General features: G+C 46.8%; 19 protein-coding genes, 3 tRNA genes and 3 pseudogenes. 23 read left to right on the top strand and 2 right to left on the bottom strand.

Features of this window, described 5'->3' with window-relative positions; genetic code table 11:
- Window positions 1-131 precede the first annotated feature (131 nt).
- The 14 genes and pseudogenes from R3E63_05520 to R3E63_05585 all read left to right on the top strand — a co-directional run bounded on the left by R3E63_05520 (window position 132) and on the right by R3E63_05585 (window position 13,327).
- Window positions 132-725 (top strand): TetR/AcrR family transcriptional regulator, encoded by a 594-nt coding sequence (locus R3E63_05520; protein ID MEZ5539409.1) that lies wholly within the window; start codon window positions 132-134, stop codon window positions 723-725.
- Between the two features lie 134 nt (window positions 726-859).
- Window positions 860-3,426, top strand: a pseudogene (gene gyrA / locus R3E63_05525) (DNA gyrase subunit A).
- A 9-nt stretch (window positions 3,427-3,435) separates the two neighbouring features.
- On the top strand, window positions 3,436-4,518 hold the full coding sequence (gene serC, locus R3E63_05530) for a 3-phosphoserine/phosphohydroxythreonine transaminase (protein ID MEZ5539410.1): 1,083 nt from the start codon (window positions 3,436-3,438) through the stop codon (window positions 4,516-4,518).
- Window positions 4,519-4,532: 14 nt separating this feature from the next.
- Entirely contained in the window at window positions 4,533-5,618 is a 1,086-nt protein-coding gene (gene pheA, locus R3E63_05535) for a prephenate dehydratase (GenBank protein MEZ5539411.1), read from the top strand.
- Between the two features lie 20 nt (window positions 5,619-5,638).
- Window positions 5,639-6,734: pseudogene (hisC, locus tag R3E63_05540) on the top strand (histidinol-phosphate transaminase).
- On the top strand, window positions 6,731-6,961 hold the full coding sequence (locus R3E63_05545; GenBank protein MEZ5539412.1) for a hypothetical protein: 231 nt from the start codon (window positions 6,731-6,733) through the stop codon (window positions 6,959-6,961). The pseudogene hisC and the gene R3E63_05545 overlap by 4 nt, the downstream one beginning before the upstream one ends.
- Before the next feature lie 23 nt (window positions 6,962-6,984).
- Complete coding sequence (locus R3E63_05550; protein ID MEZ5539413.1) at window positions 6,985-7,482, top strand: prephenate dehydrogenase/arogenate dehydrogenase family protein; 498 nt, start codon at window positions 6,985-6,987, stop codon at window positions 7,480-7,482.
- A gap of 210 nt (window positions 7,483-7,692) precedes the next feature.
- Window positions 7,693-8,938 (top strand): annotated as a pseudogene (aroA, locus tag R3E63_05555) (3-phosphoshikimate 1-carboxyvinyltransferase).
- On the top strand, window positions 8,935-9,627 hold the full coding sequence (gene cmk / locus R3E63_05560; protein MEZ5539414.1) for a (d)CMP kinase: 693 nt from the start codon (window positions 8,935-8,937) through the stop codon (window positions 9,625-9,627). Before aroA ends, cmk begins: the two are co-directional and overlap by 4 nt.
- A 121-nt stretch (window positions 9,628-9,748) precedes the next feature.
- Entirely contained in the window at window positions 9,749-11,425 is a 1,677-nt protein-coding gene (gene rpsA / locus R3E63_05565; protein ID MEZ5539415.1) for a 30S ribosomal protein S1, read from the top strand.
- A 27-nt stretch (window positions 11,426-11,452) separates the two neighbouring features.
- Window positions 11,453-11,770: an integration host factor subunit beta gene (ihfB, locus tag R3E63_05570; protein MEZ5539416.1), complete on the top strand. Its 318-nt coding sequence runs from the start codon at window positions 11,453-11,455 to the stop codon at window positions 11,768-11,770.
- A gap of 120 nt (window positions 11,771-11,890) precedes the next feature.
- A complete protein-coding gene (locus R3E63_05575) occupies window positions 11,891-12,175 on the top strand; it encodes a LapA family protein (protein MEZ5539417.1) in 285 nt (94 codons plus the stop codon).
- Between the two features lie 21 nt (window positions 12,176-12,196).
- Window positions 12,197-12,892, top strand: a complete 696-nt coding sequence (gene pyrF, locus R3E63_05580) for an orotidine-5'-phosphate decarboxylase (GenBank protein MEZ5539418.1) — start codon at window positions 12,197-12,199, stop codon at window positions 12,890-12,892.
- Window positions 12,893-13,006: 114 nt separating this feature from the next.
- Window positions 13,007-13,327 (top strand): ComEA family DNA-binding protein, encoded by a 321-nt coding sequence (locus tag R3E63_05585; GenBank protein MEZ5539419.1) that lies wholly within the window; start codon window positions 13,007-13,009, stop codon window positions 13,325-13,327.
- A 47-nt stretch (window positions 13,328-13,374) separates the two neighbouring features.
- Here R3E63_05585 and pabB read toward each other — a convergent pair whose 3' ends face one another.
- On the bottom strand, window positions 13,375-14,844 hold the full coding sequence (gene pabB, locus R3E63_05590; protein MEZ5539420.1) for an aminodeoxychorismate synthase component I: 1,470 nt from the start codon (window positions 14,842-14,844) through the stop codon (window positions 13,375-13,377).
- A 42-nt stretch (window positions 14,845-14,886) separates the two neighbouring features.
- Here pabB and R3E63_05595 point away from each other — a divergent pair, with 42 nt between their 5' ends.
- From R3E63_05595 to R3E63_05635, 9 genes are all read left to right on the top strand, one after another.
- Window positions 14,887-15,174 (top strand): Rieske (2Fe-2S) protein, encoded by a 288-nt coding sequence (locus R3E63_05595; protein MEZ5539421.1) that lies wholly within the window; start codon window positions 14,887-14,889, stop codon window positions 15,172-15,174.
- An 8-nt stretch (window positions 15,175-15,182) separates the two neighbouring features.
- Entirely contained in the window at window positions 15,183-15,662 is a 480-nt protein-coding gene (gene rraA / locus R3E63_05600) for a ribonuclease E activity regulator RraA (GenBank protein ID MEZ5539422.1), read from the top strand.
- 76 nt (window positions 15,663-15,738) lie between these two features.
- Window positions 15,739-15,814 (top strand) — tRNA-Gly (locus R3E63_05605).
- Between the two features lie 4 nt (window positions 15,815-15,818).
- Window positions 15,819-15,892 (top strand) — tRNA-Cys (locus tag R3E63_05610).
- A gap of 44 nt (window positions 15,893-15,936) precedes the next feature.
- Window positions 15,937-16,023, top strand: a tRNA-Leu gene (locus tag R3E63_05615).
- Between the two features lie 186 nt (window positions 16,024-16,209).
- Entirely contained in the window at window positions 16,210-17,907 is a 1,698-nt protein-coding gene (locus R3E63_05620) for a hypothetical protein (GenBank protein ID MEZ5539423.1), read from the top strand.
- A 26-nt stretch (window positions 17,908-17,933) separates the two neighbouring features.
- Window positions 17,934-18,587, top strand: coding sequence for a hypothetical protein (locus R3E63_05625; GenBank protein MEZ5539424.1), 654 nt, complete (start codon window positions 17,934-17,936; stop codon window positions 18,585-18,587).
- 15 nt (window positions 18,588-18,602) lie between these two features.
- Window positions 18,603-19,667, top strand: coding sequence for a protease SohB (sohB, locus tag R3E63_05630; GenBank protein ID MEZ5539425.1), 1,065 nt, complete (start codon window positions 18,603-18,605; stop codon window positions 19,665-19,667).
- Between the two features lie 18 nt (window positions 19,668-19,685).
- On the top strand, window positions 19,686-21,188 hold the full coding sequence (locus R3E63_05635; protein ID MEZ5539426.1) for a wax ester/triacylglycerol synthase family O-acyltransferase: 1,503 nt from the start codon (window positions 19,686-19,688) through the stop codon (window positions 21,186-21,188).
- A gap of 6 nt (window positions 21,189-21,194) precedes the next feature.
- Here the strand turns inward: R3E63_05635 and R3E63_05640 are convergent, their stop codons facing one another.
- On the bottom strand, window positions 21,195-22,109 hold the full coding sequence (locus R3E63_05640) for an alpha/beta hydrolase (protein ID MEZ5539427.1): 915 nt from the start codon (window positions 22,107-22,109) through the stop codon (window positions 21,195-21,197).
- Window positions 22,110-22,126 lie beyond the last annotated feature (17 nt).

Raw genomic sequence — 22,126 nt, forward strand, 5'->3', positions numbered from 1 at the left:
ACTATAACCATGTTATCTAACTTATTCAATTACAATGAAAAAATGAGGTTTTTAGTGGTGACAATGCGCAAGCTGTCTCGCTAGACTGAGCCGAAACAGTGAATGTTGATCTCAACAAAAAGGAGCTGGCTATGGAAGCTGAAGTCATCAATAGACGCGTGGCGGGTAGACCTCGCAGCCAGAGTAGCCATGAGGCTATTCTGAAAGCCTGCTCTTCCTTATTAGACAGCAAACCCTATGGCGACATTACCATTGAAGCCATCGCCAACATGGCAGGGGTAAGCAAAGCCACGATCTATCGCTGGTGGCCCAATAAAGTGGGATTGGTCATTGAGGTGCTGACGGAAAAGGCCTTGCTAATGCCACAGATTCCGTTCGATGGTCGCAACCTGCGCGCACACTTACTTGCTTGCTTAAAAGGAGGCTACAAAACACTGCTGCGCGGTCGGATGACGCCCGTACTGCTGGCTGTGTTGGCAGAGTGTCGCACCGATCCGGCTATGTTGGATTTGCTCTACAACAGTTTTTTTGCGCGCTTGCAGGCCATCGGTTTGCGTGATTTGCAAAAAGCTGTCACCACGGGTGAATTGAGTGCCAATATGCGCTTAGATGTGTTGCTCGATCAGTTGTGGGGGCCGCTGTATTACCGCGCACTGATTGCAGGGCATCCGGTTGATGATGCTTATCTCGAAAGCTTGCTGATCAATTTATCTGCGCTCAATTAACGCCTACACGGCGTTCTTCGTTGCCCGCTATCCCCCCACAAGTGGCTGATTTCAGTTAGAATTACGCCTTTCATCGCCGCTGCATCGTCGATGCCCGCAGTAACAAAAAGCTGTAATAAAAGGAACGCTGCTACATGGCTGATCTCGCCAAAGAAATTCTGCCCATCAATATCGAAGATGAACTGAAACAGTCCTATTTGGATTACGCGATGAGCGTTATCGTTGGTCGGGCATTGCCTGATGCGCGTGACGGTCTCAAGCCTGTTCACCGTCGTGTGCTGTTTGCGATGAATGAGCTGGGCAACGCTTGGAATAAGCCTTATAAAAAATCCGCGCGTGTGGTCGGTGATGTTATCGGTAAATACCACCCGCACGGCGATTCTGCTGTGTATGACACCATCGTTCGGATGGCACAGCCTTTCTCCCTGCGCTACATGCTAGTGGATGGCCAAGGTAACTTCGGTTCGATTGATGGCGATTCGCCAGCCGCCATGCGTTACACCGAAATCCGCATGTCAAAAATTGCTCACGATTTGTTGGCGGATTTGGACAAAGAAACCGTCGATTATGTGCCGAACTATGACGGCACCGAACTGATTCCTGAAGTGATGCCGACACGCATTCCCAATTTATTGGTGAATGGTTCGTCAGGTATTGCCGTTGGTATGGCGACTAACATTCCACCACACAATCTTGGTGAAGTCGTCGATGCTTGTTTGGCCCTAGTCGGCAATCCTGATTTAGGCGTTGATGAATTGATGGAGTTTGTTCCGGGCCCCGATTTCCCCACAGCGGGCATCATCAACGGCAAAGCGGGTATTGTTGAAGCGTATCGTACAGGTCGCGGACGCATTTATGTGCGTGCTCGTGCCATCGTTGAGCGCGATGAAAAATCAGGCCGCGAAACGATCATCGTCGGTGAGCTGCCTTATCAAGTGAACAAAGCGCGCTTGATTGAAAAAATTGCCGAGTTAGTCAAAGAGAAAAAATCGAAGGTATTTCCGAATTGCGCGATGAGTCTGATAAAGACGGCATGCGCATCGTGATCGAATTAAAACGCAATGAATCTGGCGAAGTATTGCTAAACAATTTGTATGCGCAAACACAAATGCAAACCGTGTTTGGCATCAACATGGTGGCGTTGATTGATAACCAACCGCGCACACTCAACCTGAAAGAAATGTTGGAAGCGTTTGTGCGTCATCGCCGCGAAGTGGTGACGCGCAGAACGGTTTACTTGTTGCGCAAAGCGCGTGAGCGCGGTCATATTCTCGAAGGTTTGGCCGTTGCTATTTCCAATATCGACGAAGTGATTGAATTGATTCGTCAGTCACCCACGCCTGCGGATGCCAAAGAGCGTTTGATTGCGCGCGGTTGGAAGCCAGGTACGGTTGCACAGTGGTTGGAAAAAACCGGTGACGCTGCCTGTCGTCCAGAAAATCTTGGTGCGGAATTTGGTTTGCGTGAAGGGCAGTACTATCTTTCTGCCGAACAAGCGCAAGCGATTTTGGATTTGCGTTTGCATCGTTTGACGGGCATGGAGCATGAAAAATTGCTCGCTGAGTATCAAGAAAAGCTCGCGCAAATTGCTGAGTATCTTGATATTTTGGGTAGCTATGCGCGTTTGATGTCCGTGATTCGTGAAGAATTGGAGCAAGTCAAAGCAGATTACAACGACAAGCGCCGCACAGAAATTATCAGCTCACAGTTGGATCTCACCACCGAAGATCTCATCACGCCGGAAGATCGCGTTGTCACAATTTCGCACGGCGGTTATGCCAAAGCGCAAGCGCTGGATGTGTATCAGGCGCAAAAACGCGGCGGTATGGGTAAATCAGCCACCGCAGTGAAAGATGAAGATTTCGTCGAACATTTGTTGATTGCCAACACACACGACACCATTTTGTGCTTCAGCAATATGGGCAAAGTGTATTGGCTTAAGGTGTATCAAATTCCTGTGGCTGCACGCGGTGCGCGTGGTCGTCCAATGGTCAATTTATTGCCGTTGGATGAAGGCGAGCGCATCACTTCAATTCTGCCTGTTAAAGAGTATGTGGAAGATCATTTTATTTTCATGGCGACCGCAAATGGCACTGTGAAGAAAACTTTCTTGACTGAGTTTTCTCGTCCGCGTTCTGTCGGCTTGCGCGCCATAGAATTGGATGAAGGCGACGTGTTGGTGGGAACCGCCATCACGAATGGCAAAAATGACATCATGTTGTTTGCCGACAATGGCAAAGCTGTGCGCTTTGAAGAAGATGATGTGCGTGCCATGGGTCGTACTGCACGCGGTGTGCGCGGTATTCGTTTGGCAGAAGATGCACGCATGATTGCGTTAATCGTGCCGGCAGAAGGCGGAAGAATTTTAACTGTAAGCCAAAACGGTTACGGTAAACGCACCGAAGCGTCTGACTTCCCAACGAAAGGTCGCGGCACGCAAGGTGTTATCGCCATGCAAACTTCTGATCGCAACGGCAAATTGGTCGGTGCGGTGCAAGTATTCGACGGCGATCAATTGATGCTGATTTCTGATCAAGGCACTTTGGTGCGCACACGCACCGATGAAATTTCCGTGTTGTCACGCAATACACAAGGCGTGCGAGTGATTCGTCTGAAAGAAGATGAGTCTTTGGTAAGTGTGGAGCGTATTGCAGAATCGGAAGAGGGTGATTCTGAATCGGAAGAAACGGTAGAAAATTGAGGTAAAACGGTGAGCAGGAAATACAACTTCTGTGCCGGTCCGGCGGCCCTGCCGGAAGCGGTACTCTTGCAAGCACAGCAAGAAATGTTGGATTGGCACGGGCGCGGCTTATCGATTATGGAGATGAGCCACCGTTCCAGTGAAATGACAACAATTGCTGCGGAAGCTGAGCACGATTTGCGCGATTTGCTCGCGGTACCTGATCATTACAAAGTACTTTTTGTGCAAGGTGGTGCGTCGCTACAATTTTCTGCGGTGCCGCTCAATTTATTGCCCGCCGAAGGAAAAGCCGATTATTTGGTGACAGGGCAGTGGTCAAAAAAAGCTTATGAAGAAGGGAAACGCTTGGGTGAAGTGCATATTGCCGCTTCATCAAAAGACAGCAATTTCTCTACCATTCCTGCGCAAGAAAGTTGGCAGTTGAGTAAGAACGCAGCGTATTTTCATTACACACCGAACGAAACGATTGGTGGTGTAGAGTTTCATTGGACACCTGATCTCGGTGCTGTGCCGCTAGTGGCTGATATGTCATCGACCATACTTTCTCGCCCGATTGATGTTTCCAAGTTTGGCGTGATTTATGCAGGTGCGCAGAAAAATATTGGCCCTGCAGGTTTAGCGATTGTGATTGTGCGCGAAGATTTATTGGGCAGAGCACGAGCTGATATTCCCAAATTACTGGATTGGAAAACCGCAGCCGATAATGACTCCATGTACAACACGCCGCCGACATATTCGTGGTATCTCGCTGGCTTGGTATTCAAGTGGCTGAAAGCACAGGGTGGTGTGGAAGGTATTGCACAGCGCAATCTACGCAAAGCGGAAAAGTTGTATCAATACATTGATGACAGTGGTTTTTATAAAAACCCTGTCGAAATGCAAAGTCGTTCTTGGATGAATGTTCCTTTTACACTGCCTAATGAAGCTTTGGACAAACCGTTTCTTAAAGAAGCTGAAGAAGCGGGATTGTTAAATCTAAAGGGTCATCGCTCGGTAGGTGGTATGCGTGCCAGTTTATATAACGCCATTCCCGAATCTGCTGTTGATGCTTTGATCGCACAAATGCGTAGCTTTGCGCAGCGTCATGATTAAAAAGGTTAAATAAAATGACAACAAGCCTGATTTCATTGCGCGATCAAATAGACAGCATCGATACAAAAATCCAAGAGTTGATTTCAGAGCGCGCGCGCTGTGCGCAAGCAGTGGCTGAAATAAAAAAAGCGGAAGGCAGTACAGATACTATTTTTTACAGACCAGAACGCGAAGCGCAGGTTTTAAGAAAAGTAATGGAGCGCAATCAAGGGCCTTTGGATAACGAAGAAATTGCTCGTTTATTTAGACAAATTATGTCTTCGTGCTTGGCATTAGAGCAGCCGGTGCGAGTTGCCTATCTCGGTCCTGAAGGCACTTTTACACAAGCTGCTGCGCTGAAACATTTTGGTCACGCTTGCGTCAGCATTCCGATGGCTGCCATTGATGAAGTGTTTCGAGAAGTGGCGGCAGGCGCAGTCAACTACGGCGTAGTGCCGGTTGAGAACTCTACCGAAGGCGTGGTGAATCACACACTCGATAATTTTATGGAAACTTCTGCACATATTTGTGGTGAAGTGGAGCTGCGTATCCATCATCACCTTTTGGTGTCTGATGTCACAAAAGTTGAAAATATCACGCGTATTTATTCGCACTCGCAGTCTTTGGCGCAGTGTCGCAAATGGTTGGATTCACATTTTCCTCACGCCGAGCGCGTGGCAGTTTCCAGTAATGCAGAAGCTGCTCGTCGCATACAAAGCGAATGGAATGCAGCAGCAATTGCCGGTGATATGGCGGCCGAGTTGTACGGATTAAAGAAAGTACATGAGAAAATTGAAGACCTGCCAGACAACTCCACGCGATTTTTAATTATCGGTACGCAGCGCGTGCCACCGAGCGGCGATGACAAAACCTCCATCATCGTTGCTGTGCGCAATAAGCCAGGCGCACTCTACAACTTATTGGCGCCGTTCCACAAAAACAATATTGATTTAACGCGTGTAGAAACGCGTCCTTCACGCAACGGTGCGTGGAGCTATGTATTTTTTATGGATTTTGTAGGGCATGTGGACGACAAAAATGTAGCGTCTGTTTTGAATGAAGTGGCTGAACAAGCCGCTGATATTCGCATTTTAGGTTCCTATCCACGCGCCGTTCTTTGATCTTTTACATCAGGCTAATTATGAAACATATTACGGATCGTGCTGTTCCTGGTGTGCAGAAACTATCTCCCTATCAACCTGGGAAGCCGGTCGCTGAGTTGGAGCGAGAGCTGGGTATCACCAATATCATCAAGCTCGCCAGCAATGAGAATCCATTGGGTGTACCTAAATCCGCAGTGGCAGCTATGCAGGCGGCCATGGCTGACCTCGCTTTGTATCCTGACGGTGCAGCCTTTGATTTAAAAACAGCGTTGTCAAAAAAACTGGCTGTCGATATATCGGCAATCACAGTAGGTAACGGTTCTAATGAGTTGCTGGATTTAATCGCGCGTGTGTTTTTATCGTCAGAAGACAATGCCGTGATTTCGCGCCATGCCTTTGTGGTGTATGAAATTGCCGTGCAATCTATCGGTGCTGAATTGCGCGTGGCAGAAGCGAAAGATTTTGGTCATGATTTAGATGCTATGCGCCAGTTGGTCGATCAAAAAACCAAATTGGTTTTTATCGCCAACCCTAACAACCCAACTGGCACTTGTTTAGGTATTCAGGAAATTGAAAGTTTTCTGAATAACATTCCGCGCGATGTGATTGTGGTGTTGGATGAGGCCTATCACGAATATGTCACGCAAGAAGGTTATGCCAGTGGTTTAACACTATTGGATCGTTTTCCTAATCTGATCGTAACTCGAACTTTTTCCAAAGCTTATGGTTTAGCAGGTTTGCGTGTGGGCTACTGCGTGTCTCACCCCGTTGTGGCGGATTTGCTGAATCGTTTGCGTGAGCCATTTAATGTCAATTCGATGGCTTTGGCGGCAGCGGAAGCGGTATTGCACGACGAAGATTATTTGCTCAAAGCATCGCTGTCAATGCAGAAGGCATGAAAATGCTGGAGGCGATTGGATACGCTTAATCTGGAAATACATGTCGGCGGGCAATTTTATTGCAGTGGATTTTGCACGCGATGCTTCGGTTTTGTATCAAGCGTTTTTGCGCGAAGGCATCATAGTACGACCAATTGCTGTGTATGGCATGCCAACTTGGCTGCGTGTTTCTATTGGATTGCCTGAACAAAATGAAAGATTTTTGAAAAGCTGCCGCAAGGTGTTGTCGGCATGAAAGCGAGACGCGTCCTCGTTGTCGGTTTAGGGTTGATTGGCGGCTCGTTGGCGTTTGCTTTGAAAAAACGCAATGTCTGCCTTCAAGTGCTGGGCATCAGCCGCAACGCAGCAACGATTGATAAAGCCGTCGTGCGCGGCGTGATTGATCGCGGTGCAACCGATATCGATGCGATGACAGCGCAGTTACAGGAAGGTGATATTGTTGGAGGTTACCGCCCACGCTGAGTGTAAAAAGCATTTGCGAAAAATTGCATGCGGCGGTTGCTAAAGGCGTGATCGTAACGGATGTCGCTAGCGTCAAAGGCTCAGTGGTAGTGATGCTGAAAGTGTGTTTGGTCGTTTGCCAGAAAAACTTTATTCCTGGACATCCTATTGCTGGCTCAGAAAAAAGTGGCATTGACGCAGTGAACGAGAATTTATTCGTGCGTCATCGGGTTATTTTGACGCCGAGTGAGAATCCAATGCGGCGGCAGTGGAAGCCGTTTCCATCACTGTGGCGTGCGGTGGATGCAGAATTGTCGTTAATGTCTGTGGAAGAACATGACAAAGTGCTGGCGCTGACCAGCCATCTGCCACACATGCTGGCTTATACGCTGGTGGATAGCGCTGGCACAGCGTTCGCCAGAATCGTGAAATTTTTCGTTATGCCGCAGGTGGTTTTCGTGATTTCACGCATTGCTGGCAGTGATCCGGTGATGTGGCACGATATTGCCTTGGCTAATCGTGCAGCATTGTTAAGTGGCTGAAAGATTTTGAGCAACATCTAACATCTTTGCGTTGTGCAATTGAAAACAGTGATGGCAATTATCTGCACGATTTATTTGTGCGGGCAAAAGTGCAGCGGATGCGTTTGGTGAAATCTATGCGTCGCGGCAACAAGTAAAACAGTCTGATTCCGAGGATAAGCAGGAAATATTTATTACAAACCGGGAGGCAGTTTGCGCGGACAATTTCGTGTGCCAGGCGACAAATCTGCACCGTTCCATCATGGGTTCCTTGGCGGAAGGCGTTACGCAAGTGGAAGGGTTTTCGAAGGTGAAGATGCTTTAGCCACGCTGCAAGCATTTCGTGATATGGGCGTGCAAAAATTGAAGGCCCGCATCAAGGCAAAGTCACGATTCACGGTGTCGGTTTGCACGGTTTGCAACAACCACAGAAAGCATTGGATCTCGGCAATTCTGGTATCATGCGTTTTGATGGCGGGCTTGATGGCGGGTCAGCGTTTCGATGTGGAAATGATCGGCGATGAATCCTTATCCAAACGCCCCATGGAGCGTAGCAAAACCGCTGCGTACTATGGGTGCAAAAATTGAAACAACGGGTGATAAAGGCACGCCACCAATGCTTGTACGCGGCAACGCAACGCTGCACGGCATTGATTACGAAATGCCGATGGCGAGTGCGCAAGTGAAATCCAGTATTTTGCTCGCAGGTTTGTACGCGGAAGGTGAAACTTCTGTCACTGAACCTGCGCCAACGCGCGATCACACCGAACGTATGTTGCAAGGTTTTGGCTGCCAAGTTTCTGTGCAAGGCGCAAAGGCAACGCTGCGCGGCGGTCAAACATTGTGCGCAACAAAAATTGATATTCCTGCCGATATTTCTTCCGCTGCTTTCTTCATGGTGGGAGCGAGTATCGCGCCAGATTCCGATATCACTTTGCGGCATGTGGGTATCAATCCCACACGCACAGGTGTGATTGATATTTTGAAATTGATGGGCGCGAATATTGAAGTATCGAATCAACGCGAAGTGGGCGGTGAACCCGTTGCGGATATTCGTATTCGCTCAGCTAAATTGCACGGCATTGAAATTCCAGAAGCCTTAGTGCCGTTGGCGATTGATGAGTTTCCAGTGTTGTTTGTCGCGGCGAGTGCAGCAGAAGGGCAAACAGTTTTGCGCGGCGCGGAAGAATTGCGCGTGAAAGAATCGGATCGTATTCAAGTGATGGCTGATGGCCTGCAAACTTTGGGTATCGACGCGCAGCCCACGCCGGATGGCATTGTGATTCAAGGTGGAAGAATGGGCGGTGGCTCTATTTGGAGCCATCATGACCATCGCATCGCTATGTCATTTGCGATGGCTTCTCTGGTGGCGAGCCAGCCGATCATAATTGATGGCTGCGATACAGTCGCCACATCGTTCCCCGATTTTGTGGGGCTAGCAGCCAGCGTTGGACTACGCATCCAGAGCGCCGCATGACCACGACTGTTCCTATCATCACCATCGATGGGCCTGGCGGTTCGGGTAAGGGCACGATTGCACAGCAGGTGGCTGACCGCTTGGGCTGGCACTGTTTGGACAGTGGTGCGCTGTACCGCATCGTGGCTGTGGCAGGTGCGCGGAAGGGCATCGCGTTGCATGATGAGAGCTCGTTGATTGCGCTGTTGGCACATATCAACATTCGTTTTGCATCGGATAACCATATTTGGGTGGATGGCGAAAACTTTGGTGAAGCAATACGCGAAGAAGAAGCGGGCATTGGCGCCTCACAAGTGGGGGCTCTGCCAGCGGTGCGCACTGCCTTGTTGGAGCGCCAGCGCCAGTTTGCACAATTGCCTGGTTTAGTGGCTGATGGGCGCGATATGGGGACGGTAGTTTTTCCTGTCGCTGGGCTCAAAATTTTCCTGACAGCGACTGCCGAAGAACGGGCGCAAAGACGCTATAAGCAGTTGATAAATAAGGGGCAGGGTGTTAGCCTGCCCGCCCTCCTTGAGGACATACGCGCTCGTGATGAACGCGATATGAACCGCGCCGTGGCGCCTTTGCGCCCCGCTGCGGATGCCATCGAAATTGACAGCACTTCGATGGGCATTGAGGAAGTAGTAGAAGCTGTTTTGCACCACGCCATGCAATGTGGTTTGGTACAAAAAGTTTCTATCGGTCAGTGAGATTTACCACCAGTCCTGCACAACATTTTTAGCAGGGGTGATTTCACTGTTCATCGTTAACCCGCTCGTACTGGCTTGCGGTCATAAATAGATCGTTTACGCGATCAGCATAGGTGTATTAATGGAAAGTTTTGCAGAACTCTTTGAACAAAGCCTCAAAACCGTTGAAATGAATCCGGGTTCCATCGTGACCGGCGTAATTATCGACATCGATAGCGACTGGGTGACTGTTCACGCAGGTTTGAAATCAGAAGGCGTAATTCCTCGTTCACAATTTTTAAACGAGCGCGGCGAATTTTCATTGCAAATTGGCGATGAAGTACAGGTCGCGTTGGAAAGTGTTGAAGACGGCATGGGTGAAACCCGTCTGTCTCGTGAAAAAGCGAAACGCGTAGAAGCGTGGAAAACTTTGGAAAAATCTTTTGCTGCTTCTGAAGTGGTTGTTGGTTTGATCAACGGCAAAGTCAAAGGTGGTTTCACTGTTGATATTCAAGGCATCCGCGCATTCTTGCCGGGTTCTTTGGTGGATGTGCGTCCTGTGCGTGACACGCTGCACATCGAAGGCAAAGAACTGGAATTCAAAGTTATTAAGTTGGATCAAAAGCGCAACAATATTGTTGTGTCTCGTCGTGCAGTTTTGGAAACTTCCAACAGTGCCGAGCGCGAAGAATTGTTGGCCAACTTGCAAGAAGGTTCACAAGTGAAAGGCGTGGTTAAAAACCTCACTGATTACGGTGCGTTCGTTGATTTGGGCGGCGTTGACGGCTTGTTGCACATCACCGATATGGCTTGGAAACGTATCAAACATCCAAGCGAAATCGTTGCTGTTGGCGACGAAGTGGATGTCAAAGTTCTCAAGTTCGATCGCGAGAAAAACCGTGTTTCTCTCGGTATGAAACAGTTGGGTAACGATCCTTGGATCATCATCACCAACAAATATCCAGAAGGCACAAAAGTACGCGCGAAAATCACCAACCTCACTGACTACGGCTGCTTTGCTGAGTTGGAAGAAGGCGTGGAAGGTTTGGTGCATGTTTCTGAAATGGATTGGACCAACAAAAATGTTCACCCATCAAAAATCGTGCAAGTGGGCGATGAAGTGGATGTTAAAGTTTTGGATATCGATCAAGAGCGCCGTCGTATTTCTCTCGGCATCAAGCAATGCCAAGAAAATCCTTGGGATGTGTTTGCTCGTAGCTTCAACAAAGGCGACAAAATCAGTGGCAAAATTAAGTCCATCACTGATTTCGGTGTATTCATTGGCTTGGATGGCAACATCGACGGCTTGATCCACTTGTCTGATATTTCTTGGAATGAAACTGGCGAAGAAGCCGTGCGTAACTTCAAGAAAGGCGACGAAGTGGATACCGTTATCTTGGCGATTGATCCAGAGCGTGAGCGCATCTCACTGGGTATCAAACAGCTGCAAAATGATCCGTTCTCTAACTTCGTTGCAGAAAATGATCGCGGCAGCATCGTAAAAGGCACTGTTATTTCTGTCGATGCAAAAGCTGCTGTTGTGAAATTGGCTGACGATGTTGAAGCTGTTTTGAAAGCGTCTGAAATTAGCCGCGACAAAGTAGAAGATGCTCGCAACGCTTTGAAAGAAGGCGATGAAGTTGAAGCCAAAATCATCAGCGTGGATCGTAAGAGCCGCAGCATCAGCTTGTCTATCAAGTCGAAAGATGTGGAAGACGATAAAGATGCATTGAGCAATCACAATAAGAAAGAAGCGGCAGATCAGCCTGTTGCTACGACCATTGGTGATTTGATCAAAGCACAAATGCAAAACCAGTAAGCCTGTTGTTCTTCCGATAGGGAGCTGATGGTGGAGAGAAAGACAGTTACAAAATCAGAGTTGATTGAAGGCATTGCTGGGCATTACGAGATGTTGTCGTCGCGTGATGTCGAGCTGGCCATCAAAACGATGATTGATGCCATGGCAAATGTTCTGTCCACAGGTGGCAGGATTGAAATTCGTGGCTTCGGTAGCTTCTCTCTGCACTATCGCGCTCCTCGTATTGGGCGTAATCCCAAAACAGGTGACACGGTAAAACTAACCGGTAAATATGTTCCTCATTTCAAGCCTGGCAAGGAATTGAGAGATAGAGTGAACGACAGTCTGCTCGATGATAAGAAGTAGTCATCTCTTTATTGCTGAGTATGCTGTAACTTTTGGAACGGCATGAAGTATCGCGCTTCATGCCGTTTCTTTTTGTAAGCGTCTAAAATGAACAAACTGAATTAATTGATTGGAGGCACTATGACAAAGTGGATTTATAAAGCATTGTCAGTCTGTGTGGTGGTAGCAGGTGCTTTTATCGGTGTGTGGTTTTATTTAGACAACATGGAAGCTGTAACGATTCATTGGTTCGGGCACACAATTGAAAACATTCCCTTGGCGCTGTGGTTATTGGTGTTTTTTGCAGCGGGCGCTGTGTTGGGTTTGAGCGTGAGTGCCTTTCAGGCAATGCGACATCAAATGCACTTGAAAGTTTTGCACAATCAAGTAAAAGCAGCCAAACAAAAAACAGTCACGAAAATTTAATCTGTAATACCGAGTTCTTGCATGCACAACCAAAACTCTCCCGTTATTGTTGCCTTGGATGTTCACTCTGAGCATGCAGCCTTGAGTCTTGCTGATCAGCTTGACCCTGCGCAATGTAAATTGAAAGTAGGGAAGGAATTGTTTACGGCTTGTGGTCCCAGTGTGGTTAGGCAATTAACACACCGCAAGTTTGATATTTTTCTCGATTTAAAATTTCATGATATTCCCACTACCGTGGCGCATGCTGTGCAATCAGCGCGAGACTTAGGTGTGTGGATGGTGAATGTACACGCCAGCGGCGGTGTAAAAATGCTCGAAGCTGCACGCGCTGCGTTGCAAGATAAAAACGCTCCACTGTTGATTGCAGTCACCGTGCTCACCAGTATGAGTCAGCAAGATTTAGTGCAAGCAGGCGTTGATCGTCCATTAGAAGATCACATTGTTTACTTGGCAGGTTTGGCTGCCAACGCTGGGTTGGATGGTGTAGTTTGTTCGGCAAGAGAGTCGACAATATTGCGTGATCGTTATGGCGCAAATTTTTGCCAAGTGACGCCAGGCATTCGCCCAGCGGGAAGCGAGGCGGGCGATCAAACGCGCACCATGACACCCAAAGCTGCACTGGAAAATGGCAGCCATTATTTGGTGATAGGCCGCCCCATCACGCAAGCAGAAAATCCTGCTGAAACTTTGCGCGCAATCAACGCATCGCTGAAATAATGAATGTTGTAAGAACATGCTTACAAGATTGACGATATAGCTGACATATTTTTTTGAAATTATTTTAGATAATAGTCAAGCAGGGATTGCTCAACTATTTACATGGAGTTTTTTATGAAATTGATTAAGTCTCTTTTATTGTCTGCCGTTATGACATCAACAGTTGTCACAGGCAATGTTTTCGCCGAACAACAAAATGCCAATAAGCCTGTTGCTGTGCAACAGAAGCCTGCGGCGATGGATACGGTTAACATCAACACAGCCGACGCAGCAACATTGGCAGATAAGCTCAATGGCATCGGCTTAAAGAAAGCGCAAGCTATTGTGAGTTACCGCGAGCAGAATGGCGCGTTCAAAAGTGCAGATGACTTGGTGAATGTGCCTGGTATTGGCCCAGCAACACTAGAAAAAAACAAAGCGCTGATCAGTATTTAATTGCAACCTAATAAAATCCCTGCAAGAGCCCAGTTATCTGGGCTTTTTTATGCCTGTGTATTGCCTTGCAGCATATCAAGCAGTGCACGAATTTTTGTCAGCGATTCTTGATATTCACTCTGGCATTCAGAATCAGCAACGATGCCGCCGCCACCCCAACAAAACAGCTCATCATTTTTGATAAGTAGTGTGCGGATTAGAATACTGCTATCCATGGCGCCGTGTGCGGAATACAACATAATGTTTCCGCAGTAAATGCTGCGACTGTTGGGTTCAATTTCATCGATGATTTGCATGGCGCGATTTTTTGGTGCGCCGGTGATGGAGCCGCCAGGGAAGCAGGCTTGCAGCAAATCAGCACCGTTCAGCCCTGCTTGAAGCTTGCCATCGATGGTGCTGACCAAGTGATGCACATTGGAAAAGCTCTGTAGCTCAAACAATTTTTTTACTATGACACTACCCGTCTCGCAAACTTTCCCCAAATCATTGCGTAGCAAATCAACAATCATCAAGTTTTCAGCAATATTTTTGGGGTCATTTTGCAATGCAGAGCCGATGGCTTGATCGACTTCCACATCACTATGTCTTGCGGCTGTGCCTTTAATAGGTTGTGTTGTTGCTATGCCTTCGGCGGATAACTGCACAAAGCGCTCTGGTGAAAAAGAGAGAATTGCGCTGTCGTCATCACTATAGATAGGGAGATACGCACAGAAAGGTGATGGCATGGCGGTACGCAATTTTGTGTATACATCGAGTGCAGAAAGTGAGGTTTTCCCACTAAATCGTTGTGCAAAATTGATCTGATAACAGTCGCCTGCATGGATGTAGTGTTGAATTGTCGAGAATTTATCCGCGTACTGATCGAAGGTAAGGTTGCTCGTCAATTCTGTATTTTTTTTTGCTGAAGGCTCAGTGTTCTTTTCATTTTTGTATGGCGATCTGAGTAGTGTGGGTAGTCTTTTTGCAAGAGAATCTTGGCAAGTTGGATGAATAACAAGCCAGCTTTTTTTCTCTTGATGATCTTGAGTGCAGGCCCACGCATAAAATCCCCACTGCATTTCTGGAGCATCAATGTCTTTCTGTTTTGTGAAAGGGAATGCTGCGTATTCGCGCGCTAAATCGTAACTGCAGTAGCCAATCAGCCCGCCACAAAATGGCAGTTGCTGCTGCATCGCGGCGCTGTAATCAACCTCAGTTGTCAGCATCTCTGCCACTAAGCTGCGCATTACAGAAAAGCTATCGGCGCAAGTATATTTTTCCATGAATGATGGTTGGTCGCCGCTCCATGTTACTGTTTTGTTGTTGCTTTGCAGGCAGTACTCTGGCGCGGCGGAAATAATGTCGAAGCGCCCCCTGCGTTGTTGTGTGCTGTTCTGCTGCGTTGCGGTGACATCGCTTTGCAAAATCACCGGCATTGGCAGATGCGCTGCGATAGTGTGAAAATACTGCAGGCTGTCAGCAAGGTAGGGGAGCGGGAGCAATTTAACGGCTGCGCGCTGCAGTGTTGGTTTCATCATTTTTTAGATAGTGATTACAGGGTTTTTATGCGGTTTGTCGCGTTGGAAAAACTTCATCGACTGCACGAAGGATACAAGCGAGCCGTTGTTGTTGACGGGCGCAATCTACTGCTTTTTCAGCATGATGACCAGATTCATATCGTCGATAATATCTGCCCACATGCGGGAGCTGCATTAGATAGAGGCAGCCTGCGCGGCGGACAGCTTATTTGCCCTTGGCACGGCATCGCGTTTGATGTGAAAACTGGGCAAGCCGCAACTTGTGGTCTGCGACTAAAAAAGTATCCGCCAGTGTTTGAACAACAAAGCGTTGGCATTTTAATTGAGTGAGGTAATACATGAAGATTTCTACGCCTGATTTGTGTGACGCGCACGAACACGATGTTACCGTGCTTGAACCTTTATTCGGCAGCTTTGGTGGGCGTGAAGCATTTGGTGGGCAAGTCGTCACTGTTAAATGTTTTGAAGACAATTCAGCAGTCAAAGCGCAGTTGGCAACAGAAGGGCATGGCAGAGTGTTGGTGGTTGATGGCGGTGGCTCCCTGCGCCGTGCATTGATGGGGGATTTGATTGCTGCCAGTGCCGTGCAAAATGGCTGGAGCGGCGTGGTGATCTACGGCGCCATTCGCGATGTGGATGAAATTGCTGCGATGGATTTGGGTGTGCACGCCATGGGCACTATTCCGCTAAAAACAGAACGACGCGGATTGGGCGATGTCGGTGTGACATTAAAAATCGCTGGAGCGGTGATACAAAATGGCGATTATCTGTACGCCGACAATAACGGCATCATTGTGTCATCAAAAGCGTTGATTTAAGTATTTTTGGTTGACTATTAACCGTCAGCCCATAGAATACGCGGCTCGCCTTGCAGCTTGAGGCGAAAGTTTTTTTGCGGAAATAGCTCAGTTGGTAGAGCACGACCTTGCCAAGGTCGGGGTCGGGAGTTCGAGTCTCCTTTTCCGCTCCAAATTGGCGCGGTGGCAGAGTGGTCATGTAGCGGACTGCAACTCCGTGTACGCCGGTTCGATTCCGACCCGCGCCTCCATAGTCATAAATGGCTTTCTGTCCCAGCAAGTCATTCACATCACTGCCCGAGTGGTGAAATCGGTAGACACAAGGGACTTAAAATCCCTCGGGGGCAACCCTGTGCCGGTTCAAGTCCGGCCTCGGGCACCATCTTTTGTACGGTGCATCAAGAAAGCCATTTCTTGCAAGATTCGTCTTGAAGATTGTGTTGTAGGTGCTTGAAATCCTGATACCCCCCCTAGATAATCACTCCAATCTTCGGATTAGATACAGAAAATGGTGCGAGGCGCTAGGGCGCTTCGACATCTGCCAATAACTAGCTATCAGGATGCCAGCGTGTCGGATCAACGAGCGGTTAACCTCACTTCTCTGAACATAGTCAAAGCTGAGTTTTTAGCAGCAATTCAATTGGCTACCAATCAATTAGAGCAGTACATTTCTGCCAGAGAGCGACAGGATCTTGTTGCTGCTGCGCTGGAAAGTTTTCAACAAATTGACGGCGTATTTCGAATCGTACAGTTGCAGGGTGCTGATTTACTGACAGCAGAAATTATCGATGTATTAAAAACATTACCACCCGATGCCGACGCCTCTTATGACAGCGTTTTATCAGCGGTAAGTACAGCTGCATTTGTCGCTACGCGCTATTTTGAATATGTGCAGCAGTTTGAGCGCTCGATGCCGGTTTTATTGTTGCCATTTATTAATGAAATTCGAGCCGCCAGAAAATTACCTGCTTTGCCAGATAGTCATTTTTTAATAATGAACGCACAGGGTGGAGAACATACGGTTTCTTCACCAGTGGCGTATACGCAAGATGCAGCGCGCCGATTTAGACATATGTACCAAGTAGGATTGCTTGGTGTTTTACAAGGGCAAAATGCCGATTACTCTTTAGGATTAATGCAGCGCGCCCTAGAAAGAACAGATGCCATCAGTGATGGAAAACCGTTTAGTAAAATTTTATGGGCAGCAGGCGTTGCGCTATCTACAGTGCGAGAAAAACATCTCGCTTTGCCTAATTCACGAAAAATGTTGTTATCCGCTCTCGACCGCCAATTAAAAAAATTAGTGCAACAGGGTGAGGTGTTTCTCGACGAAGCAATCGATGAGCAATTATTGCGCGGCTTTGTTTATGTTGTTGCGACATCAGCTTCGGAATCTTCATCAGCAAAAGCCGTACGCTCCGCTTTTGCTGTTAATCCCTTGGGATACTCAGAAGCTGAAGTGGAAGAGGAGCTGAACAATTTACGCGGACCTGGCTTATCTACAGTGCAGTCCGTTGCACAAGTAATCCAAGAAGAAATTCGTTCCAGCAAAAATGCATTGGAAATGGCTGCACAAGGTGGTGGTGATATCGTGACCACTTACCCAGATATGATTGCTTCATTGACGCGCGTTGCCGATACATTATCGGTCGTTGGTTTAGTTTCGCCTGGTCAAGTATTACGCGAGCAAGTGGCAAAAATTAACGAATGGGAGCAGCAGCAACATGCAGCAGATCACTCACAATTAGTTGAAGTGGCTGATACGCTGTTATACATAGAAAGTACCGTATCGGCACTTCAGAATATCAATTTATCTCAGGCGAAATTAGCTGAAACTAACGCATTGAGTAAAGATACGATCATTGCGCAAAGTCAATTGGCAGAGGCAGAGAAAGTTGTATTGGACGAAGCGCAATCTGGTTTGGCGTTAATCAAGCGAGCCATGGCCTCTTACGCAGAATCTGGCTATGACTCCGCGCATATTGCTAATTTGGGCAAAAGCTTGAACAGTGTTCGCGGTGCATTAATTTTATTAAACATGTCCCGTGCGGCGAAAGTAACAGAATCGTGTATGCAGTTTGTTGAAACAAAATTAATGCGTGCGGATGCCAGTGGTGCAATTCAGCAACTTATGGAAACTTTTGCTGACGCAGTCATGAGTATTGAATACTTTCTTGAAGCGTATATTGCTGTACATAAACAAGACAACTCCATTTTGGAAATTGCAGAAGAAAGCGTTAACGCTTTAGGGTTTCCTGCAAATTAAATAACAAATAATCAAGGAGTTATGTAATGGTCTATCAGGTAATCGCTATTCTTCTCTTTCTTCTTGCGCTAGCCGCATTATTTTTTGTCTTCAAGTTACTAGGTAACAAGAAATGGATAGCAGGATTTTTGCGTGGTGTTGCTGGTATTAGTATTTTGGTAGTGGCATTGGGTGCTGTTTTGTCTGGTAAGGATATCTATGGCTACCAATCCGTTGGCGCGGATAATAATGTGGTGGCCACAGTCAGCTTCCGCAAGAAAGAGGCGAATACTTACATCGTTGAATTACAGGAGCCATCCGGCGCATTTAGCAGTAGGGAAGTTCAAGGACAGCAATGGCAACTCTCCGTAAGAACCTTTGATTGGCCGCCCTTAATTGCTTTTGTCGGCTTGCGAACAGGTTATATGCTCGAAGCCATCTCTGCGCGTTTTATTGAGTTGCAACTGGATAAAATGGTCGAGCGCGAACAACCTGAAGCATTGAGTCAAAAGCGCTCTTGGGATACTTGGCAATTCCTAAATGCCCATCCAGCAGCGATGCCTCTAGTGTCTGCACATCTGGCAATGACTAACCATACACCGATAGCAGATGGTGCAATTTTTGAAGTTTTATCTGCTGGCCAGTATTTGACGGTAACACCAGTCAATGCCCCAGCAAAAGATGCAGTGAAATCGTGGTAGTAACATTGAGTATTTATGGAATTTCTTTTTGAGTACGGTATTTTTTTAGCAAAAACGATCACACTGGTTGCCGCTATTGGTTTTTTATTGGTCTCCTTAACATCCGCAACTCAGCGCTTAAAAAAGCTAGAGAAGCAGGGCTATGTTGAGGTTAAAAGCCTAAATGATAAGTATCACGAAATTTCACAAACCATGCAGGCAGCGATACTGTCTGATGATGACTACGAGGCCGTCGTAAAATTAGAAAAGAAAGCTGAGAAAGCTAAGGCCAAAGAAAGTAAGGTACTCAAGAAAAAAGGTGGTGCTGAAACATCACAAAAATCACGCTTATTTGTTATTGATTTTGATGGTGATATCAAGGCTTCTGATGCCGAAATGCTATCTGAAAAAATTACTGCAATTCTCACACAAGCTAAAGCAGAAGATGAGGTGGTTCTTCGTTTAGAAAGTGCAGGAGGCATGGTACATAGCTACGGTTTTGCAGCCTCTCAGTTGCAGCGCATTCGTAATAAATCTATCCCATTGACTATTTGTGTTGATAAAGTTGCTGCAAGTGGCGGCTATATGATGGCTTGTATCGGCAACAAAATTCTCGCTGCACCTTTTGCGATTATTGGCTCTATTGGTGTAGTTGCTCAGATCCCAAACTTTAATCGCCTGCTTAAAAAGCATGATGTTGATTATGAAGTGCTCACAGCAGGGGAGTACAAACGCACACTAACTATGTTGGGTGAAAATACAGAAAAAGGCAGGCAGAAGTTTCAAGATGAAATACAGGAAACTCATAATCTGTTTAAAGACTTTGTTGCAGCATCGCGACCAAACCTTAATATGGAAACTGTTGCCACTGGCGAAACTTGGTTTGGAAAAAAAGCTGCTGAGCTGCTCCTTGTTGATCAGATTATGACGAGCGAAGAATATCTATTTTCTCGTTATCCAGATGTCGACATTTACCACATTGGCTGGATAGAAAAACATGGGATCGCCGAGCGGTTCGGTCTGGCAGTAGAAGCATCTATTGATCGCATGTTAAATCGTGCTTTTTCTAGGCTGAAAAATCGTAAGGTTTTTCTTCAATAATTTTTTGCGGTAGTTTTTATGAAACAGCTGAGCGGGCTAGATTCCCTGTTCTTACACTCTGAAATGCATGGCATGCCTATGCATATGTCGATGCTATCTATTTACGACCCATCATCGACTAAATCAGGTATGGAGTTCAAGAACATCGTAGATTTGTTTGAATCTAGAATTAACGGGGATCTTGCGCTTCTTCGCTGTAAATTAATGGAAGTACCACTAAATATGGATCAGCCTTATTGGGTTGAAGATCCCTATTTTGATTTTGTTTATCACATTCGACACATTGCGCTACCTAAACCGTGTAATTGGCAGAAACTATGTTCGTTAGTGGCTAACTTGCACGCACAGCCATTAAATAGAAATCGTCCTTTATGGGAAGTGCATGTTATTGATGGTTTGAATTGTATTGAAGGCATGCCTAACGGTTGTTTTGCAGTTCTTTTCAAAGTTCATCATGCCTTGATGGATGGCAAAACAGCCATGGAAGTATTCAATAGTCTCCATCATGTTTTGGATGATGAATCTAATCGTTTTCACGCGGTCGATATTGATTTTGCACGCTTTGTTGCCTATGAGTCTGATGTGCACTTCCCCAAAATTCTCGCTAATGCCGCATTGAATAATGTATACAAGTCGGGCAATTTGATTCGTATGGCGGGGCGAATTTTTGGCCTCTATAACGCCGTCATGCGTGGCATTGAATCTCGCGAACTAAAGCAGCTTCATAAAAATAAAACTCGGTTTAATGGCCCGTTATCGCCAAGACGCGTAGTGGATCGTGTCAATATTCCTTTTGCAGTCATTCGTAAGATCAAAAACAAAGTGGGAGATGTTACGGTCAGCGATATTGCTTTAACTGTAATTGGCGGCGGCTTGCGACGGTATCTGATGGCAAAAGATGAAATGCCTGAAGACTCTTTGGTTGCCGCTGTTCCGCTTAGCATTCGCAAAAGCGAAGAAGAATCAACCATCGTAGGCAATGAAAAAATCAGTTTGGCCAATGTCGCTTTGCGTACTGATATAAAAGACCCGCTAGAAAGATTGAATAAAGTCCATAAAGAATCACAAGCAGGAAAGGCTTACGCAAAAGTACTAGGCAATAATTTAGTAGCGGACACGATGAACTGTTTGTACACAGGGCTTGTTGCCTGGGGTGTTAAAACAGCGGTTGAATCTGGTGTGCTTGATAAATTTCCACCGGCCAATAACACCATTATTGCCAACTTAGCTGGCTCCGCAGAGCCACTGTATTTTTGTGGCGCCAAAATGATAGATTCTTTTGGTATGGGGCCACTTATTCCCAATACAGGACTTTTTCACACTTTATCGAGTACTTGGGAGTCACTGACAATTGGATTTACTGCTGACCGCCAAAAGATGGAAGACCCTGCGTTCTACGCACAATGCTTGCAAGAGTCTTTTAATGACTTATGTGCAAAAGTTTTTCAGGCAGAAGAAGTAGTTGAGCAAGAAGTTGTTTTAGAAAAGAAGAAAATCAAAAAAGCCAGAAAAAAAATCTGATGTGATTTAAGCTTCTTTTTGATGCACATGCTTGGCAATAAAACTGCCAATACGATTGATGGCTGTTTTTCCTTCTGGAATAAACATGGCTAGTGTTTGCCAAACATGTGGCATGCCATCCCACAGTTCCAATTCACAGGGCACACCCGCTGCGCGATATTTAGCAGCTAACCGTCTTGAGTCATCCAGTAGCACTTCGTCTTTGCTGACTTGAATGAGTGTTGGCGGCAATCCTGTTGGATCGCCGTATAGCGGTGAAGCATAAGGGTCACGCGTCGAAGCGCCCGCTAAATAATATTGAGCACCTTCTGGCAGCCCGTCGCCTGGGATCAAAGCATCGCGCTTGAGATTGGTAATAACGGATTCACCTGTTACCGCTAAGTCTGTCCAAGGTGACATACCCACGGTTGCTGCCGGCAGAGGAAGACCTAAATCTCGAATTTTCAGAACGGTGCCGTAAGTCAAACCGCCGCCCGCAGAATCGCCAACAATAACGATGTTCTCTGGCTTATAGCCTTGATCCAACAACCAGCGATAAACCTTGATGGAGTCTTCTAGTGCAGCAGGGTAGGGATGTTCTGGAGCCAATCGATAGTCTGGTGCAATCACTCTACATTTCGATGCAACAGACAAACGCCACAAAATATCTTTGTGTGTTGTATGTGCAGAACAGAAAATGTATCCGCCACCATGCAAATACAAAATTAGTTTTTCGGGTTCGGCTCCCATTGCTTTGACCCACAAGCAGGGGATGCCTTCGATTCTTTCAGAGCGAAAATCGATATCAGCTGGCGGCTTGGGCATACGGCGCGACGAATTATTCACCATCCGGCGTAGAGCAACATGATCGGTATTGGTAAACATACGCTTCTTGAGGATGCGTAAAACCAATTTAAATGCTGCTGCCTGATAGCTGCTCATAAGTTAAATAACTCAGA

It is taken from the genome of Pseudomonadales bacterium (assembly GCA_041395665.1).
Lineage (GTDB): Bacteria > Pseudomonadota > Gammaproteobacteria > Pseudomonadales > UBA7239 > UBA7239.